The 14,791-nt window shown below is 70.3% G+C and carries 15 protein-coding genes; 11 read left to right on the top strand and 4 right to left on the bottom strand.

Going from position 1 to position 14,791, the window contains the following annotated elements; all coding sequences use genetic code 11:
• The first annotated feature begins 1 nt into the window (after position 1).
• The 7 genes from HFP15_RS28880 (at position 2) to HFP15_RS28910 (ending at position 7,031) form a co-directional block, all read left to right on the top strand.
• Positions 2–1,195: a CaiB/BaiF CoA transferase family protein gene (locus tag HFP15_RS28880; RefSeq protein WP_168519918.1), complete on the top strand. Its 1,194-nt coding sequence runs from the start codon at positions 2–4 to the stop codon at positions 1,193–1,195.
• The gene (locus HFP15_RS28885) at positions 1,180–2,181 is read left to right on the top strand and encodes a type 2 periplasmic-binding domain-containing protein (protein ID WP_168519919.1); all 1,002 of its coding nucleotides are present in this window, start codon (positions 1,180–1,182) and stop codon (positions 2,179–2,181) included. The genes HFP15_RS28880 and HFP15_RS28885 overlap by 16 nt, the downstream gene beginning before the upstream one ends.
• On the top strand, positions 2,178–2,885 hold the full coding sequence (locus HFP15_RS28890) for an SDR family NAD(P)-dependent oxidoreductase (RefSeq protein WP_168519920.1): 708 nt from the start codon (positions 2,178–2,180) through the stop codon (positions 2,883–2,885). The genes HFP15_RS28885 and HFP15_RS28890 overlap by 4 nt, the downstream gene beginning before the upstream one ends.
• On the top strand, positions 2,882–3,937 hold the full coding sequence (locus HFP15_RS28895; protein WP_210718007.1) for an aldose 1-epimerase family protein: 1,056 nt from the start codon (positions 2,882–2,884) through the stop codon (positions 3,935–3,937). The genes HFP15_RS28890 and HFP15_RS28895 overlap by 4 nt, the downstream gene beginning before the upstream one ends.
• The gene (locus HFP15_RS28900; protein ID WP_168519922.1) at positions 3,934–4,770 is read left to right on the top strand and encodes an amidohydrolase family protein; all 837 of its coding nucleotides are present in this window, start codon (positions 3,934–3,936) and stop codon (positions 4,768–4,770) included. The genes HFP15_RS28895 and HFP15_RS28900 overlap by 4 nt, the downstream gene beginning before the upstream one ends.
• A 39-nt stretch (positions 4,771–4,809) precedes the next feature.
• On the top strand, positions 4,810–6,303 hold the full coding sequence (locus HFP15_RS43980; RefSeq protein ID WP_168519923.1) for a hypothetical protein: 1,494 nt from the start codon (positions 4,810–4,812) through the stop codon (positions 6,301–6,303).
• 101 nt (positions 6,304–6,404) lie between these two features.
• Positions 6,405–7,031, top strand: a complete 627-nt coding sequence (locus HFP15_RS28910; RefSeq protein ID WP_168519924.1) for an EndoU domain-containing protein — start codon at positions 6,405–6,407, stop codon at positions 7,029–7,031.
• Here HFP15_RS28910 and HFP15_RS28915 read toward each other — a convergent pair.
• Positions 7,007–8,374: a glycoside hydrolase family 28 protein gene (locus HFP15_RS28915; RefSeq protein ID WP_168519925.1), complete on the bottom strand. Its 1,368-nt coding sequence runs from the start codon at positions 8,372–8,374 to the stop codon at positions 7,007–7,009. The genes HFP15_RS28910 and HFP15_RS28915 overlap by 25 nt on opposite strands.
• A complete protein-coding gene (locus HFP15_RS28920; protein ID WP_168519926.1) occupies positions 8,371–10,833 on the bottom strand; it encodes a glycoside hydrolase family 95 protein in 2,463 nt (820 codons plus the stop codon). Before HFP15_RS28920 ends, HFP15_RS28915 begins: the two co-directional genes overlap by 4 nt.
• A gap of 138 nt (positions 10,834–10,971) precedes the next feature.
• On the opposite strand from HFP15_RS28920, the gene HFP15_RS42295 reads away from it, so the two are divergent.
• The 4 genes from HFP15_RS42295 to HFP15_RS43035 all read left to right on the top strand — a co-directional run bounded on the left by HFP15_RS42295 (position 10,972) and on the right by HFP15_RS43035 (position 13,577).
• Positions 10,972–11,688: a FadR/GntR family transcriptional regulator gene (locus HFP15_RS42295; protein ID WP_210718008.1), complete on the top strand. Its 717-nt coding sequence runs from the start codon at positions 10,972–10,974 to the stop codon at positions 11,686–11,688.
• Positions 11,685–12,542: an aldo/keto reductase gene (locus HFP15_RS43030; RefSeq protein WP_312871796.1), complete on the top strand. Its 858-nt coding sequence runs from the start codon at positions 11,685–11,687 to the stop codon at positions 12,540–12,542. Before HFP15_RS42295 ends, HFP15_RS43030 begins: the two co-directional genes overlap by 4 nt.
• A 100-nt stretch (positions 12,543–12,642) precedes the next feature.
• Positions 12,643–12,858 (top strand): lactate racemase domain-containing protein, encoded by a 216-nt coding sequence (locus HFP15_RS43615; RefSeq protein WP_281355665.1) that lies wholly within the window; start codon positions 12,643–12,645, stop codon positions 12,856–12,858.
• The gene (locus HFP15_RS43035) at positions 12,819–13,577 is read left to right on the top strand and encodes a lactate racemase domain-containing protein (protein WP_312871797.1); all 759 of its coding nucleotides are present in this window, start codon (positions 12,819–12,821) and stop codon (positions 13,575–13,577) included. Before HFP15_RS43615 ends, HFP15_RS43035 begins: the two co-directional genes overlap by 40 nt.
• Here the strand turns inward: HFP15_RS43035 and HFP15_RS28935 are convergent.
• Both HFP15_RS28935 and HFP15_RS28940 read right to left on the bottom strand, forming a co-directional pair.
• Entirely contained in the window at positions 13,567–14,514 is a 948-nt protein-coding gene (locus HFP15_RS28935; RefSeq protein ID WP_312871798.1) for a DUF3048 domain-containing protein, read from the bottom strand. The two genes, HFP15_RS43035 and HFP15_RS28935, sit on opposite strands and share 11 nt — an antisense overlap.
• A 32-nt stretch (positions 14,515–14,546) precedes the next feature.
• A complete protein-coding gene (locus HFP15_RS28940; RefSeq protein WP_168519927.1) occupies positions 14,547–14,789 on the bottom strand; it encodes a DUF2630 family protein in 243 nt (80 codons plus the stop codon).
• Positions 14,790–14,791: the final 2 nt, after the last annotated feature.

The following is a 14,791-nucleotide window of genomic DNA, read 5'->3' on the forward strand; positions in this document are numbered from 1 at the left end:
CATGGGTGTTCTGGACGGCTACCGGGTGGTGGACCTGTCGATCGCGATGGCGGGCCCGCTGGCCGCGATGCGGCTCGGCGATCTCGGCGCCGACGTGATCAAGGTCGAGCCGACGCGCGGCGAATGGCAGCGCGGCGCGCCAGCGGGCGGCGCCGGCGGGAACCAGGTCAACCCGTCGTTCCTGTCGCTCAACCGCAACAAACGCAGCCTCGCGGTGGACCTGAAGTCGCCGTCCGGCCGGCAGGTCGTCCACGAGCTGGTGCGTGGCGCGGACGTGTTCCTGCAGAACTACCGGCCGGGTGTGGCCGAACGGCTCGGGATGGACTACGAGTCGATTCGCGCGCTCAAACCGGACGTGGTGTACGTGTCGATCTCCGGCTACGGCGAGACCGGGCCGTACGCCGCGCGGCCCGGCCAGGACCTGCTGCTGCAGGCGATGAGCGGGGCGATGTACAGCGTCGGGCGCGAGTCGGATCCGCCGCTGCCCTCGGGCACCTACGCGATCGACGCGATCACCGCCTACACCGCCTTCGAGGGCGCGCTGGCCGCGTTGCTGCACCGCGAGCGCACGGGGGAGGGGCAGCTGGTGAGCGTGAACATGCTCGACGCGGCCATCGCGGTGCAGATGCAGGAGCTGTCGGTGTTCACCGTCGGCAAGGTGCCGCAGCGGCGTGGCGCCCAACCGCACGGGCACACCTACATTCGCGCTCCCTACGGCGTTTTCGCCACCAGCGACGGGTATCTCGCGCTGGCCATGCCGCCGCTGGACGCACTGGGCGAGGTGCTGGACCTGCCGTGGCTGTCCGGACTGGACGATCACGTGGCCGGCCACGAACAGCGCGACGAGATCACCGCGGCCGTCCGCGACAGGCTGACCGGCAAGCCCACCGCCGAATGGCTGGAGCTGCTCGGCAAGGCCGGGATCTGGGCCGGACCGGTGTACTCCTACGCCGATCTCCTCGACGACGAGCAGGTGCGGCACAACGGTTCCTTCGTCACCTACGAGCATCCGACGGAGGGCGAGGTGACCACGCCCGGTTTCCCGTACCGGTTCAGCGCGACGCCGCCGCGGGTGCGGCGGGGTGCGCCGGTCGTCGGGCAGCACAGCCGCGAGATTCTCGCGTCGCTGGGCTATGACGGCGAGCAGATCGACCGGCTCGCTGATGAGGGTGTGGTGGCGTGCTCCGCGGACTGACCTGGGACCATCCCCGCGGCTACGCGCCGCTGGACGCGCTTTCGCTGCCGGTGCGCTGGGACCGGCAGTCGCTGGAGGGCTTCGAGTCGGCCCCTATCGCGGGCCTCGCCGCGGACTACGACCTGATGATCATCGACCACCCGGGCCTCGGGGACGCGGTGGCGGCCGGAAGCCTGCTGCCGTTCGAGGAACTGCTGGCGCCGGAGGAGCTGGCGTCGTGGCGGTCGTCGTCCGCCGGGGCGTCCTTCGACTCCTACACTGTGGACGGTCGGCAGTGGGCGCTGCCGATCGACGCGGCGACCCAGGTCGCGGTCACGACCCTGCCCGAAGCGCCCCGCACCTGGGCGCAGGCACGTCAGGTCGACACCGCGTTGTGCCTCGGCGGCCCGCACGCGCTGCTGACGTTCTGGTCGATCTGCCTCGCGCACGGCGCGACGCCGCCCGAGGTGCCGCGCCCGGTCGGGGTCCTGGCACTGGAGCTGATGGCGGAGCTGCGAGGCCGCGAACAGTGGTGGCGGCTCAACCCGATCGGCCTGCTGGAGGCGATGGCCTCGGGCGCCGGACCGGCCTACTGCCCCGTGGTCTACGGCTACGTCGGTTACGCGGACCGCCTGACCTTCGCGGACACACCGACGGTGCACGGCAGGCACGGCAGCGTGCTCGGCGGCACCGGCCTGGCCGTCTCGGCGCTGCGCGATGTGAACCGCGCACAGGCCGCGCGGGTTGCGCGGGCACTGATCTCACCGCGCGTCCAGCGGGAGGTGTTCGTCGCCGCCGGAGGGCAGCCCGCCGACGCCGAAGTCTGGCGCACGAACGGTTTTCACGCCGACACACTGTCCACAATGGAAGATGCCTGGGTGCGGCCGAGACGGCAGGGCTACATCAAGTTCCAGACCGAGGCGTCCGCGCTGCTGCGGGAGAACCTCGGCGCGATGCCGCCGCACCGGCTGCTGGCCGAACTGGAGAACCTGGGGAGGAACGGATGAGCGGGGCCGTGGTCACCGGAGCCGGTGGCGCGCTGGGACGCGCGACGGCGATCCGGCTGGCGCAGGACGGGCACAAGGTCACCGCGCTGGACGTGGACGAAACGTCACTCGCGGAAACCGCCGAACTGTCCGGGGCGCACCCGGTGGTCGTCGACCTGCGCGACGCCGACGCGCTCACGGCGGCGATCGAAGCGGTGGAGGATCTCGCAATCCTGGTCAACAATGCCGCGATCTACCCGAGCCGCCCGTTCCTCGACGTGCCGCTGGCCGAGTACGAGGACGTGATCGCGGTCAACCAGCGCGCGTACTGGGTCGCGGCGCAGGCGGCCGCGCGGCGGATGACCGGGGGTGGCGGGGCGATCGTGAACATCGCGTCGATCACGATGCACGGCGGCTGGGCGGACCTCGCGGCGTACGTGAGCACGAAAGGTGCGGCGGCCGCGTTCACGCGGGCGCTCGCGCGGGAACTGGGCCCGTACGAGATCCGGGTGAACTGCGTGTCGCCGGGCGCGTTTCCGACGGCCGCCGAGACGATCCACCCGGATCCCGAGGCGTACACGACGTTCGTCATGGACCGGCAGGCGCTCAAACGACGCGGCACCCCGGCGGAACTCGCGGCCGTGGTCGCGTTCCTCGCCGGTCCCGGCGCGTCTTTCGTGACAGGACAGACGATCGAGGTCAACGGCGGATGGGTGATGGCATGAGGCTGGCGGCGTACACAGGCGACCTGGCCGCGGCGGGCGGCGTGCGGCTGGTGACCCTCGGCGACGGTGCCGAGCGCGGGATCCGGGTGCTGGAGTTCCGCACCGGCAGCGGGCTCGCGTTCGACGTGCTCGTGGACCGGTGCTTCGACATCGGCGCGGCCGAGCACTCCGGGCGGTCCTTCGGCTGGCGTTCGCCGACCGGATTCCGCAACCCCGGCCTGCACGAACACGGCGACGAGGACGGGTTGTCCTGGCTGCGCTCGTTCTCCGGGCTCATGGTCACCGGAGGCCTGGACCACACGTTGTTCGGCGGTGCGGTACCGGCGCAGGAGTACCGGTATCCGCCGCGCCCGGTGGTCCGGCACGGCCTGCACGGCCGGGTCGCGAACATCCCGGCGCGGCTGACCGGCTACGGCGAGCGATGGGACGGCGATCGGTGCGTGCTGTGGGCCGAGGGCGAGGTGCGGCAGGCGGCGGTGTTCGCGGAGAACCTGACCCTCACCCGCCGCATCGAGGCCGACCTCGGCGGCGACGAGATCCGCGTGACCGACACCGTGCGCAACCCCGGGGTGGACCCGATGCCGCACATGTTCCTCTACCACATCAACCTGGGCTGGCCGCTGCTCGACCATGGCAGCCGGTTCGTGGCCCCGGTGCGGGAAACGGTGTGGCGCAGCGACAGCGTGGCCGAACAGGGCGTGGACAACCTGGTCATGCCCGAGCCGGTGCCGGGTTTCGTGGAGCAGGTCTACGAGCACGTGCTCGATCGCGACGAGTCGGGCTGGAGCCGGGCGGCGCTGGTCAACGACAAGCTGGAGCTGGCGGTCAGCGTGTCCTGGGACGCCGAGGCGTTCCCGTGCTTCTTCCAATGGCTGAACCTGCGCGCCGGGAACTACGCGGTCGGCCTGGAACCCTCCACACACCACGTGGCGGGTGATCTGGCCGCGCGCGAGGACGGCAGCATGATCCGGCTGGCGGGCGGCGAGTCGCGGACCTACCGCACCACCTTCCGGGTGCATCGCGGGGCGGCCGCCGTCGCGGAGCTGGGATGATCGACGCCCACCACCACCTGTGGCATCCGGATTTCCGGCACCAGGCGTGGCTGGCCCGCCCGGAGATGGCGCCGATCAACCGTGCCTTCACCGTCGGCGGCCTCTCGACGGCGGTGCTCGGCCTCGGCATCGAGCGGACGGTCGTGGTGCAGGCGGTGGACGAGCCGGAGGAGACGCGGCAACTCCTCGCGCTGGCCGAGAATTCGCCGCTGATCGCCGGGGTGGTGGGCTGGGCGGACCTGACCTGTCCGGAGCTGGCGGCCGAGCTGGCCCGTCCCGGCAAGCTCGTCGGGTTGCGGCACGGCGTGCAGGCCGAGCCCGATCCGTGGTGGCTCGCGCGGCCCGAGGTCCGCAAGGGACTCGCCACGGTCGCCGAGGCGGGCCTGGTGTTCGACCTGCTGGTCCGACCGCACCAGCTGCCCGCCGCGCTCGACACGGTACGGGCGCTGCCGCGGCTGACGTTCGTGCTCGATCACCTCGGCAAGCCCGCGATCGCGAGCGGGGAGCTGGAGCCCTGGCTCGGTCAGATCCGTGCGCTGGCGCGGGAACCGAACGTGTACGCGAAATTTTCGGGTCTCGTCACAGAGGCCGACTGGGCGCGCTGGACCGTCGCGGATCTGCGTCCCTACGCCGAAGCCGCGCTGGAGGCGTTCGGTCCGGCGCGGCTGATGTTCGGTTCGGACTGGCCCGTCTGTCTGCTCGCGGGCTCCTACGCCCAGGTGCACGACGCCGCCCAGCTGCTGACGCCCGGACTGCCGCCGTCCGAACGTCACGCGCTGTTCGGCGGGACGGCGGAACGGGTTTACCGGCTTCGGGCACCCTGGAAGGTTTAGACCCATTCGGTGTAACGTCCTCTCAGCCGGTGATCTTGCATGAGGGGAATGCACGTGTCGAACCCGTTGGTGGCGGCGCCCGTCGACTCGACGACGGCGGTGTCGGGAGCGCCGATCCTCGAGAGCGCCATGGGCGTCAAGGACAGCATCGAGAGCGGCGACTGGGCCTCGGCGGTACTCGGCGTCGCGGGCACCGCGATGGACGCGCTCGGCGCGGTCGCCGACCCGTTCGGCACGATCCTCGCCGCCGGTGTCGGCTGGCTGATGGAGCACGTCGGCCCGCTCAAGGAGGCGCTCGACGCACTGGCAGGCAACCCGGACGCGGTCGCCGCGCACTCGCAGACCTGGACGAACGTCGCCCAGGAACTCGACAGCATCAGCACCGACCTGACCGGCCAGGTCACCACCGACGTCGCCGGCTGGACCGGGCCCGGCGCGGACGCCTACCGCAGGCAGGCCGCCGACGTCGCCGCGCTGCTCGGCGCCGCGGGAGCCGCGTGCCAGGGTGCCGCGAGCGGGGTCTCCACCGCGGGCGAGGTCGTCGCATCGGTGCGCGAGCTGGTACGGGACACGATCGCGGAAGTCGTCGCGCGCCTGGTCTCGTGGGCGATCCAGGTGATCGCCACGCTCGGGATCGGGCTCACCTGGGTGGTCCCGCAGGTCGTGGCGCTGGTCGCGAAGACGTCCACCCGGATCGCGAGCCTGGTCAAGAACCTCACCGGCGCGCTGAAGAAGCTGAGCGAGCTGCTGGGCAAGGCGGGCAAGGTCTTCGGCGACGCGAGCGGGCAGCTGAAGAAGATCAAGGCGAGCGGCCCGGTCGACTCGTCCACCAAGCCGAACTCGCTGGAGGGCACCCGCGGTCTCGGCGATCCCGGCCCGTCGCGCCCCCGCCCGCCGCAGGAGGAGCCGTTCGCGCCGAACCAGCCGGCGTACGGCAGCTCCGGCATCCCGGGCAACACGCACGACCACGTGATCTACGGCGACGTGAAGGTGCCGAAGAAGGGCAAGCCGAAGTTCAGCGGCGGCCACGTGTGGCACGGCGACATCCCCTCGGCTCCGGGCGGCACGCACGGATCCGGCGTCACGGGCTCGTCCACGTCGACCATCTCGCCGCCGCGGCCCAACGGCGTGTACGACGTGCACAAGCCGACCACCACGAACTCCTCCGGCGGCACGGTCGTCAAGCCGGGCATGAGCTCGATGTTCCCGCAGGGGCTCGGCCCGTCGCAGGTACAGGGGCTCGCCAACCAGGCGTGGAACGGCGGCGCACCCAACGGCGGATTCCACGGCACCAACAGCTGGAGCGGGCAGGCACAGATCCCCTACACGCCGGTGTGGAACCCCGCGGGCGACGCGGGCCTGCCCGCGCACGGCAGCGGTAGCGGCAACCACCCCAACGCGGGGTCGATCCTGAACATCGGCGGCTACCACAACGGCGGGAGCGCGAGCACGTACTACCCGGACGGCAACAACACCACGCCGCCCGTGCAGCCGCCACAGGACCCCTTCACCCAAGCCGACATGAAGCCCTGACGAGACGAGCCGACGATGGTTTGGGTAGCGGTGCGACGCTGCAGGCCGCCGTCCTCACGGCATACGGCTCCGCCGCAGACGAAAGACGCATTGGAACCCGCATGAGTTTGTTCGGCGTCGCCGATTCGGTGGCGATGAGTTTCGACGAGCACCGCCGGTTGCGCATCGTCGCGCCTGAGCAGTACCTGCCGCTCGCGGCGTGGCTGTACACCGACGTCCAGCCGAACCTGGCGGTGCTCGACGAGCTCGCCGCCGTGCTGCGCCGGTGCCGGCAGGAGGAACGCAAGTACGTCGGCAACGGCTGCTCGCTGGACTTCGTGAACAATCTGGTGCTGCTGGAAAGCCGGTACGAGACCTGGGAGCGCGTGGTCGTCCCGCAGTCCGTGTTCTGGCCTGTGCTCAGCGGTTTCCGCCAGTTCCTCGCCAGCACCGCGCATCTGCCGCTGCTCGAGCGCGAGCCGGACTACCCCGAAGCGCTGCGCATCCGCACCGACGAACACGCCGACGGGGCGCCACGCCCGGCCGTCCTCGATCACACCTACTTCCCGCGCGACTGGTCCGAGCGCGAGGTGTCCGAGGCCGGCGCGGGCGCCTGGCAGTCGCCGGGATGCCTGCGTGACGAGGCGACGGGCGCGTGGTCGGGCATGTGGCGAGGCTTGGAGCTGGCCGGCTACTTCGACCTCGCCACCGGCGAGCCGCTCACCTATTTCCCGGTCATCGCACCCTGATACGGAGCTCCGTTCACGGTGACGTCGCGGATCGTCACATCCGTCGTGTTCTGGATCAGCGGCGGGTTGGCCGCCTGCGCGAACGCGAGGTCCCGCAAGTCCACGCCATGCACCGGGGCCGCTTCCACCGCGCGGATCCGGATCGGGCACTCGCACGGCCCGCGCACCGACCAGTCCCGCGCCACGATGCCGGACACGTCGGCGTAGTTCGTGCCGCCGGTGCCGCCCGAGTACTGGAACGTCACCTCGACCGGCACGTACGTCCATGCCGAACAGTCCACATCGGACACGGAGATGTTCCGCATGTACCCGCCGCGGGTGGAGGTCGACTTCACCGACAGGACAAAGGAGTTGCTCGCCTCGCCCAGCGCGGGATCGAACGGCAGCCGCAAACCCCTGGCGACCACGTCCGACACCCCGCCGCTCATCTCACTGCCGATGGCGACCGCGCCCCCGCCGCTGAGGAACACGCAGTCCTCGACCAGGATGTTCCGCGACGGTATGCCGACGCGGCGCCCGTCCTCGTCCCGCCCGGACTTGATCGCGATGCAGTCGTCGTGCGTGGCGAACGTGACCCGCTGGACGCGCACGTTCTCACAGGAGTCGGGATCGCAGCCGTCGCCGTTGGGTCCGACGCTCTCGATCCGCACATCCCGGATCGTCACGTCGTCGCAGTACACCGGATGGATCGTCCACATCGGAGAGTTGCGGATCGTCACGCCGGAGATCAGCACGGTGCGGCACCGGAACGGCTGCACGAAGCTCGGCCGCAGGTAGTGCCCGTCGCCGAACACGCGCTCGGACACCGGCACGCCCTGCACGCCCATCCGTTCCAGCGCGGCCCAGTCGTCGCGCTGGTTCGGCATCCCCGGCTGCCATCCGTACTGACCCGAACCGATCCACGGCCACCAGTGCGCGTTGTCGCCCTGCGCGTCCAGCACGCCCTGCCCGGCGATCGCGATATCGTGCTCGCCGTCGGCGTAGATCAGCGGCGAGTAGTTGTAGACCTCGACACCCTGCCAGCGCGTCAGCACCACCGGCAGGTACGCGGCGGGGTCCGTGCTGAACAGCAGCGTCGCCCCGGCCTCGAGATGCAGTTCGACACCGCTGCGCAACCGGATCGCGCCAGTGTGCCACCGTCCACCCGGGACGATGACCCGGCCGCCCCCGGCGGCACTGCGCGCGGCGATCGCGTCGTTGATCGCGCGCGTGCAGTCGCCGCCGGGAACGGCGCCGAAGTCGGTGATGGTGACCTCCGGGGCGGCGGCCGCCCGGCCGGCGAGCAACGGCACGGTGCCGAGCACGCCGAGACCGAGCGCCGCGCGCCGGGACCACTGCCTCATCGGACCGTCCAGATCCGGTACCGGTGATGCGGCAGCGTGTCCAGTGTGAGCACGCCGCCGGAGGCGTCGTACCGCGGCACCGGGCCGGGATCGGACTCCATCCGGACGTTTCCGTTCAGCATCGGGCTGTGCAGCCGCAACGGACCGCCGGCGTCGGAGGAAACCCTGATTTCGTAGGGAACCTTGTCCCGCCACGACGCCCCGACGGTGAACGCGCCACGCGCCCGCAGCCCGTCGTAGCTGCCCTGCGCCCAGCCGTCCGGCAGCGCGGGCAGCACGTCGACGAACCCGGCGTGGCTTTGCAGCAGCATCTCCGCGATCCCGGCCGTCACCCCGAAGTTGCCGTCGATCTGGAACGGCCAGTCGTTGAGGAAGTTCGGGAACGTGTTGCGCCACAACAGGTGGTCGACCTGCTCGCGGGCCATGTTGCCGTTGTGCAGCCGGGCGAACAGGTTGACCTTCTGCGCGCGGTTCCAGCCGATGTCGTTCTGCGCGGTGTGCGCCGTGCGGGTTTCGACGGTAACCCGGGCCGCCTCGAAGTACTCCGGTGTGCCCTCGGCGGTGATCTGGTTGCCGGGGAACAGGGCGTAGCTGTGGGACATGTGCCGGTGGCCGTTGTCCTGCTCGTCCAGATCGGCCTTCCATTCCTGCAACTGGCCCCATGAGCCGATGCGCAGGCCCGGGTCCAGCTTCGCCTTCGTCGCCTCCAGCTTCGTGCGGTAGGCATCGTCGATGCCGAGCACCTTCGCGGCCTCGATGGTGTTGGTGAACAGGTCCCAGATGATCATCTGCGAGTACGAGCAGCCCGCCGTGAACGGTCCCTCCTCCGGCGAGAAGCTCGGTGTCACCACCAGCGTCCCGTCGCGTTTGTCCACCATGAGGTAGTCGAGCCAGAACTCGGTGTGCTCACGCAGGATCGGATAGGCGCGCGTGCGCAGGAACTCGCGGTCCTGGGTGAACAGGTAGTGCTCCCACAGCTGCCGGATCAGCCACGCGGTCGATTCCGGGGACCAGGTGGAGGCGTTGGTGGACACGCCGCTGTAGCCGAACACGTTGATGTGGTTCATCGTGGCGAAACCGCCGGCGCCCAGCAGTTTCCGGGCGGTCACGCGGCCGGGCTCGCGCAGGCTTTCGATGAAGTCGGCCAGCGGCGGCACCGTTTCCGGCAGGTTCGTCAGGTCCGAGGGCCAGTAGTTCATCTCCAGGTTGATGTTGGTCGTGTAGTCCGACTGCCAGTCCGGGCTGACCGAGTCGTTCCACACGCCCTGCAGGTTCGCCGGCATCGACCCGGGCCGCGACGAGCCGATCAGCAGGTACCGGCCGATCTGGAAATGCAGCATCTCCAGCTGCGGATCAGCCGGCACCTTGCCTTGTGTGCTGCGGAGATTCTTGAACGCCTGCAGGGCCTCGTCGGTGGGCAGCGTCGTGGGCTGCTGCCCGATGTCGATGCTGACCCGGTTGAACAGTCCACTGTGGTCAGTGACGTGCCGCGCCCTGATCTCGTCGTAGCGCCGGTGCGCCACCGCGTTCAGCGCGGCCGTGACGGCGTCGTGCGGGTCGGCACCGCGGTAGGTGGGATAGGAGTTGGCGTAGTTCGTGCCGAGCGTGAGCAGCAGGGTCGCGGCGTTCGCGCCGGTCACGGTCACCGTGCCGTTGGCGTTGCTGGTCAGGCTGCCGCCCTCGGCGAGCACCTGGACCTGCGCCTCGAACACCATGCCGTTGTGCGTCAGCGCGCCGCGCATGGTGATCCGGCCCTCCTGCGCCGAATAGGCGACCGTGCGGTTGTCCGGGGTGTCGAAGCGGGCGGTGAACGAGATCTGCCCGGCCTTGTCCGCGGTGAGCCGCGAGACGATGACGCGGTCGGGGTAGCTGGCGAAGAACTCACGCCGGAAGTTCACGCCGTCCGCGGTGAAGGCGACCGACGCGATCCCGGTGGCCATGTCGAGGTCGCGGCGGTAGCCGGACACGGTGCCGCTCGGGCTGGGCCGATCGAGGTAGAGATCGCCGAAGGTCTGGTAGGCGCCGTAACCCCATTTGGTCTGTCCCAGCAGCTTCATGGCCGCGACGACGTCGGCGCTGCCGTCCTTTTCGATCGTCGCGCGGACGTCGGAGAGTGCGGTCGGGCGTTCCTCGTACCAGTTACCCCAGTTGTAGTCGTGGCCGTCGTCGACCGAGCCGGGGCCGCCGTTCCACAGCGTGTCGTGGTTGAACTGGATGTGCTCGGAGTTGACGCCGCCGAAGATCATCGCGCCGGCCGAGCCGTTGCCGACCGGGAAAGCGTGTTCCTGCCACAGCGTGGCGGGTTCGTCGAACCACAGGACATGGGCGGGGACGCTGGTCGTTTCCTCGGCCTGCGCGGTGACGCGGCCGAACGCGGCGGCGGTCAGGGCGTAGACGCCGCCGGCCGCGGCGGCACCGAGGAGACTGCGCCGGGAAAAACCGGCAGGGCGTGCTTCCATCGCGGACTCCTTCGTCCGTTCAGCGCTACGAAAGGGGAGAGGGAAAGAACATATGTATTTGTAGATCAGTGCCGGATTCCTGTCTAGATCACGGCGTGAAGCTGTACAGACATCATATGTCTGGCCTAAGCTGGGGGTATGTCGTTGACCGACGAGGCGATCGCGCGCATCCGGGCACTGATCCAGTCCGGCCAGCTGCCGCCGGGTTCGAAACTGCCGCCGGAACAGCAACTGGCTGCCGAGCTGGGGATATCCCGCAGCCCGATGCGCGAGGCGGTGAAAGCGCTCGCGGTCGCGCGGGTGCTCGACGTCCGCCGCGGGGACGGCACCTACGTCACCAGCCTGGAGCCCAAGGTGCTGCTGCAAGGGCTCGGGCTCGCGGTGGAACTCATGCAGGGCAACACCTTGCTGGAGCTGACCGAGGTGCGCAGGCTGTTCGAACCCGCCGCCACCCGGCTGGCCGCCGAGCGCGTCTCCGACGAGCAGCTGGCCGTGATCCGCGGGCATCTCGACGCGATGCGCGAGGCCGCCGAGGACATGGAACTGCTCAGCAAGCACGACGCGGCGTTCCACCGCTCGGTCGTCGCCGCGACCGGCAACGAGGCGCTGACCACGCTCATCGAGGGCATCTCCAGCCGTACGTTGCGGGCCCGGATCTGGCGTGGTCTCGTGGAAACCAACGCCGCCGACCGCACGATCGCCGAGCACGAGGCGATCTACTCCGCACTGGCCGAACGGGACGCCTCGCTCGCGGAAGCGGCCGCGCTGCTGCACGTGTGCACCACGGAACGCTGGCTGCGGCGTGTGCACGGCAGCGGCGAGCTTCCCGGGGAGATCGCGTTGGAGGGGGCGTGAAGCTCCCGGAGATCGGGCTCGGCACGTCCGCGATCGGCGGCCTGTACACCGAACTCGACGACGAGACCGCGGCGCAAACCCTGCGCGCTGCCTGGGAATCGGGCACCCACTACTTCGACACCGCGCCGCACTACGGGGCCGGAGTCGCGGAGCGGCGGCTCGGTGAGTTCCTCAAGGACGTGCCGCGTGAGCAGTGCATCGTGTCCACAAAGGTCGGACGCCTGCTGCGGGGCGAGACCCGGATCCGGGACTACAGCGCCGAGGGCGTGTACCGGTCCCTGGCCGAAAGCCTGGAGCGCACCGGGCTGGACCGCTTCGACATCCTGCTCATCCACGATCCCGACGACCACTGGGACCAGGCCGTCGGCGAGGCGTATCCCGCGCTGGCGCGGCTGCGGGACGAGGGCGCGGTCCGGGCGATCGGCGCCGGCATGAACCAGTCCGAGATGCTCGCCAGGTTCGTCACCGAGACCGATATGGACTTCGTGCTGGTCGCCGGGCGCTACACACTGCTGGACCGTGGCGCCGCGGAAACCCTGTTCCCGCTGTGTCTCGAACGCGGCGTCGGCGTGATCGCGGGCGGCGTGTTCAACAGCGGTGTGCTGGCCGACCCCGGCCCGGACGCGCATTTCGACTACCGCCCGGTGCCCCGCGAGATCCGCGCCAGGGTCGACCGGCTCGCCGCGGCGTGCGCGGCCCACGACGTCCCGCTTCCCGCGGCCGCGCTCCAGTTCCCGTTGCGGCACAAGGCGGTCAGCTCCGTCGTCATCGGCGCCGGAACACCGCGGGAGGTCGCGGCCAACGCCGAGTACGCCGAGCTGGACATCCCGGAGTCACTGTGGGCCGAGCTGTGAGGCTCGCCTACGGGGAAACCGGCCTCGACATCGACCTCGGCGACCGGCCCGCGACGGTCATCGAGCCGGTGTTTCATCCCGCCCGCAGCCACGGCACCTGATGATCCCGGCGGTACTGTCCGAACTGGACGGCGTGATCGACCTCGACGACATCGTGGTGCAGGTGGCGACCGGGACGCACCGCGGCAACACCGAGGCGGAGCTGCGGGCGATGTTCGGCGACGCGGTGGTCGACTCGGTGCGCGTGGTGAACCACGACGCGCGAGAACCGTTGCGGTGGATGGAAACTTCGGCAACGACGTTCCGGTGTGGCTGAACCCGGAATGGGCCGACGCCGATGTCCGGATCACCACCGGGTTCGTCGAACCGCACTTCTTCGCGGGCTTTTCCGGCGGACCGAAACTCGTCGCACCCGGGCTCGCGGCGCTGGACACGGTGCTGGTGCTGCACGACGCCGCGCGGATCGGCGACCGCCGGGCGACGCGGGGTGTGCTGGAGGGCAATCCCGTGCACGACGACGTGCGGGCGATCGCCGAAGGCGCCGGGGTGACGTTCGGTCTCGACGTGATTCTCAACCGGGACAAGGACATCGTGGCCGCGTTCGGCGGTGACCTGCTGCCGATGCACTTCGCGGCCGCCGCCGCGGCCAAGCGGATGAAGGGCATGTCGGCCGCGCACCAGGTGGTACGCCCCGGCGGGCTGATCGTGTGCGCCGCGGAATGCCGGGACGGCTTTCCCGACCACGGTTCCTATCGCGAAGTGCTGTCCTCGGCCGCGTCGCCGCGCGCGTTGCTGGACGAGATCGAGGCCCGCCCCGAGACCGTGCCGGATCAGTGGCAGGTGCAGATCCAGGCCCGTATCCAGGCCGACTGCCGGGTCGTGATGCACACGTCCTGCCTCAGCGACGCCGACCTGGCGGCCGCGCACCTGGAGCAGACCGCCGACATCTCCGCGCTGCTGGCGCGGCTGAGCCCGGACGCAAACGTATGCGTGCTGCCGGAGGGACCGCAGACGATCCCGTATCTCACGGCGTGAGCAGCACCCACACCGGTCCGTCGGCGACGGGCAACGGCTGCCCGCCGGTGGTGGTGAAGGTCGTGCCGGATCCGGCTTGGGTGCGTGACCAGTCGGCGGCGAAGCTCTGCCCGTCCCGCAGCACGGTCGCCGTTCCGCTGCCGATGGTTTCGGCCACCGGTGCCGTCGGGCTCTGCGCGTCCTCCGGATAGGAGGTCTGGTGGACGGCGACCTTCTGCACGATCACCGTGCTCGCCCCGAGCTGCCCGGATTCGGTTGAGGTGTACGGTTTTCCGTCCGCCCACACGAGCCATTTCCCATCGGACCAGCGGAACTCGTAGGAGGCCGCCGGGAACTTCGCGGTGAAGCTCGTCGCCGGAGTGCCACCCGCGGGTGCCGCTCCACGGGCGTACACGGCCTCGGGAGCCGGGCCGTCGCTCGTGGGCAGATTTCCGGTGTGGACGAACAAATTGTGTGGCGCGGCGCGCGAATCGTCGCGGACGAAGGCCGCGGGCGCCTCGGCGGGGGAGGCGTTGACGATCCGGTCGGACAGCGGCGGCGCGTGCAGCGCCTGGACGACCGGGGGAGCGGCGCCGGAGTAGGCGAAGACCGGTTTGCCGAACTGGGCGAGCACGTCGTAATCGGTCTCGCGGGCGCTGCGCACCGGGCCGATCACCGGTGGCCGGCCGCCGGAGAACACCGCGAGAACGCGCGTCAGGCCGCCCTCGACCGGCTCGACGTAGACGATATCGGCCGAGCCGAGCCCGGTCGCCGGCCTGGCCTCGGCCACGTTGTCGATCTTGACCGCGAGCACCGGGCCGGTCGAGGACGACGGGCCGGACGGCGTCGCGGACTGCGAACCGCCGCGCCTGAGCAGCACCACGGCGATCAGCGCCGCCGCGATCAGTATCGCGACGATGCCGGCCGTGACCAGGTTGGTGACCCTTTTCCGCGCCACAAGTCAATCTTGCTCCGGCCGGGCGAGATCGTCTACTGGCGGTAGGACTCCACCTCGCTGGCGGGCCGTACCTCGGCGTCGGCGTCGTCCTCACCGAACTCGCGTCGCGCGCGTCGCTGCCGCAGCAGATCCCAGCACTGGTCCAGCTGCGTTTCCAGCACTCGCATGCGGTCGCGGTCGGACTCGTCGAGACCGGCGCCGACGGCCTTGGTGCGCAGCTCGTGCTCCTCGGCGATCAGCGCGTCGATGTTGCCGATGATGTCCTTGTCGCTCACGC

The sequence above is a fragment of the Amycolatopsis acididurans genome (assembly GCF_012328925.1).
Lineage (GTDB): Bacteria > Actinomycetota > Actinomycetes > Mycobacteriales > Pseudonocardiaceae > Amycolatopsis_E > Amycolatopsis_E acididurans.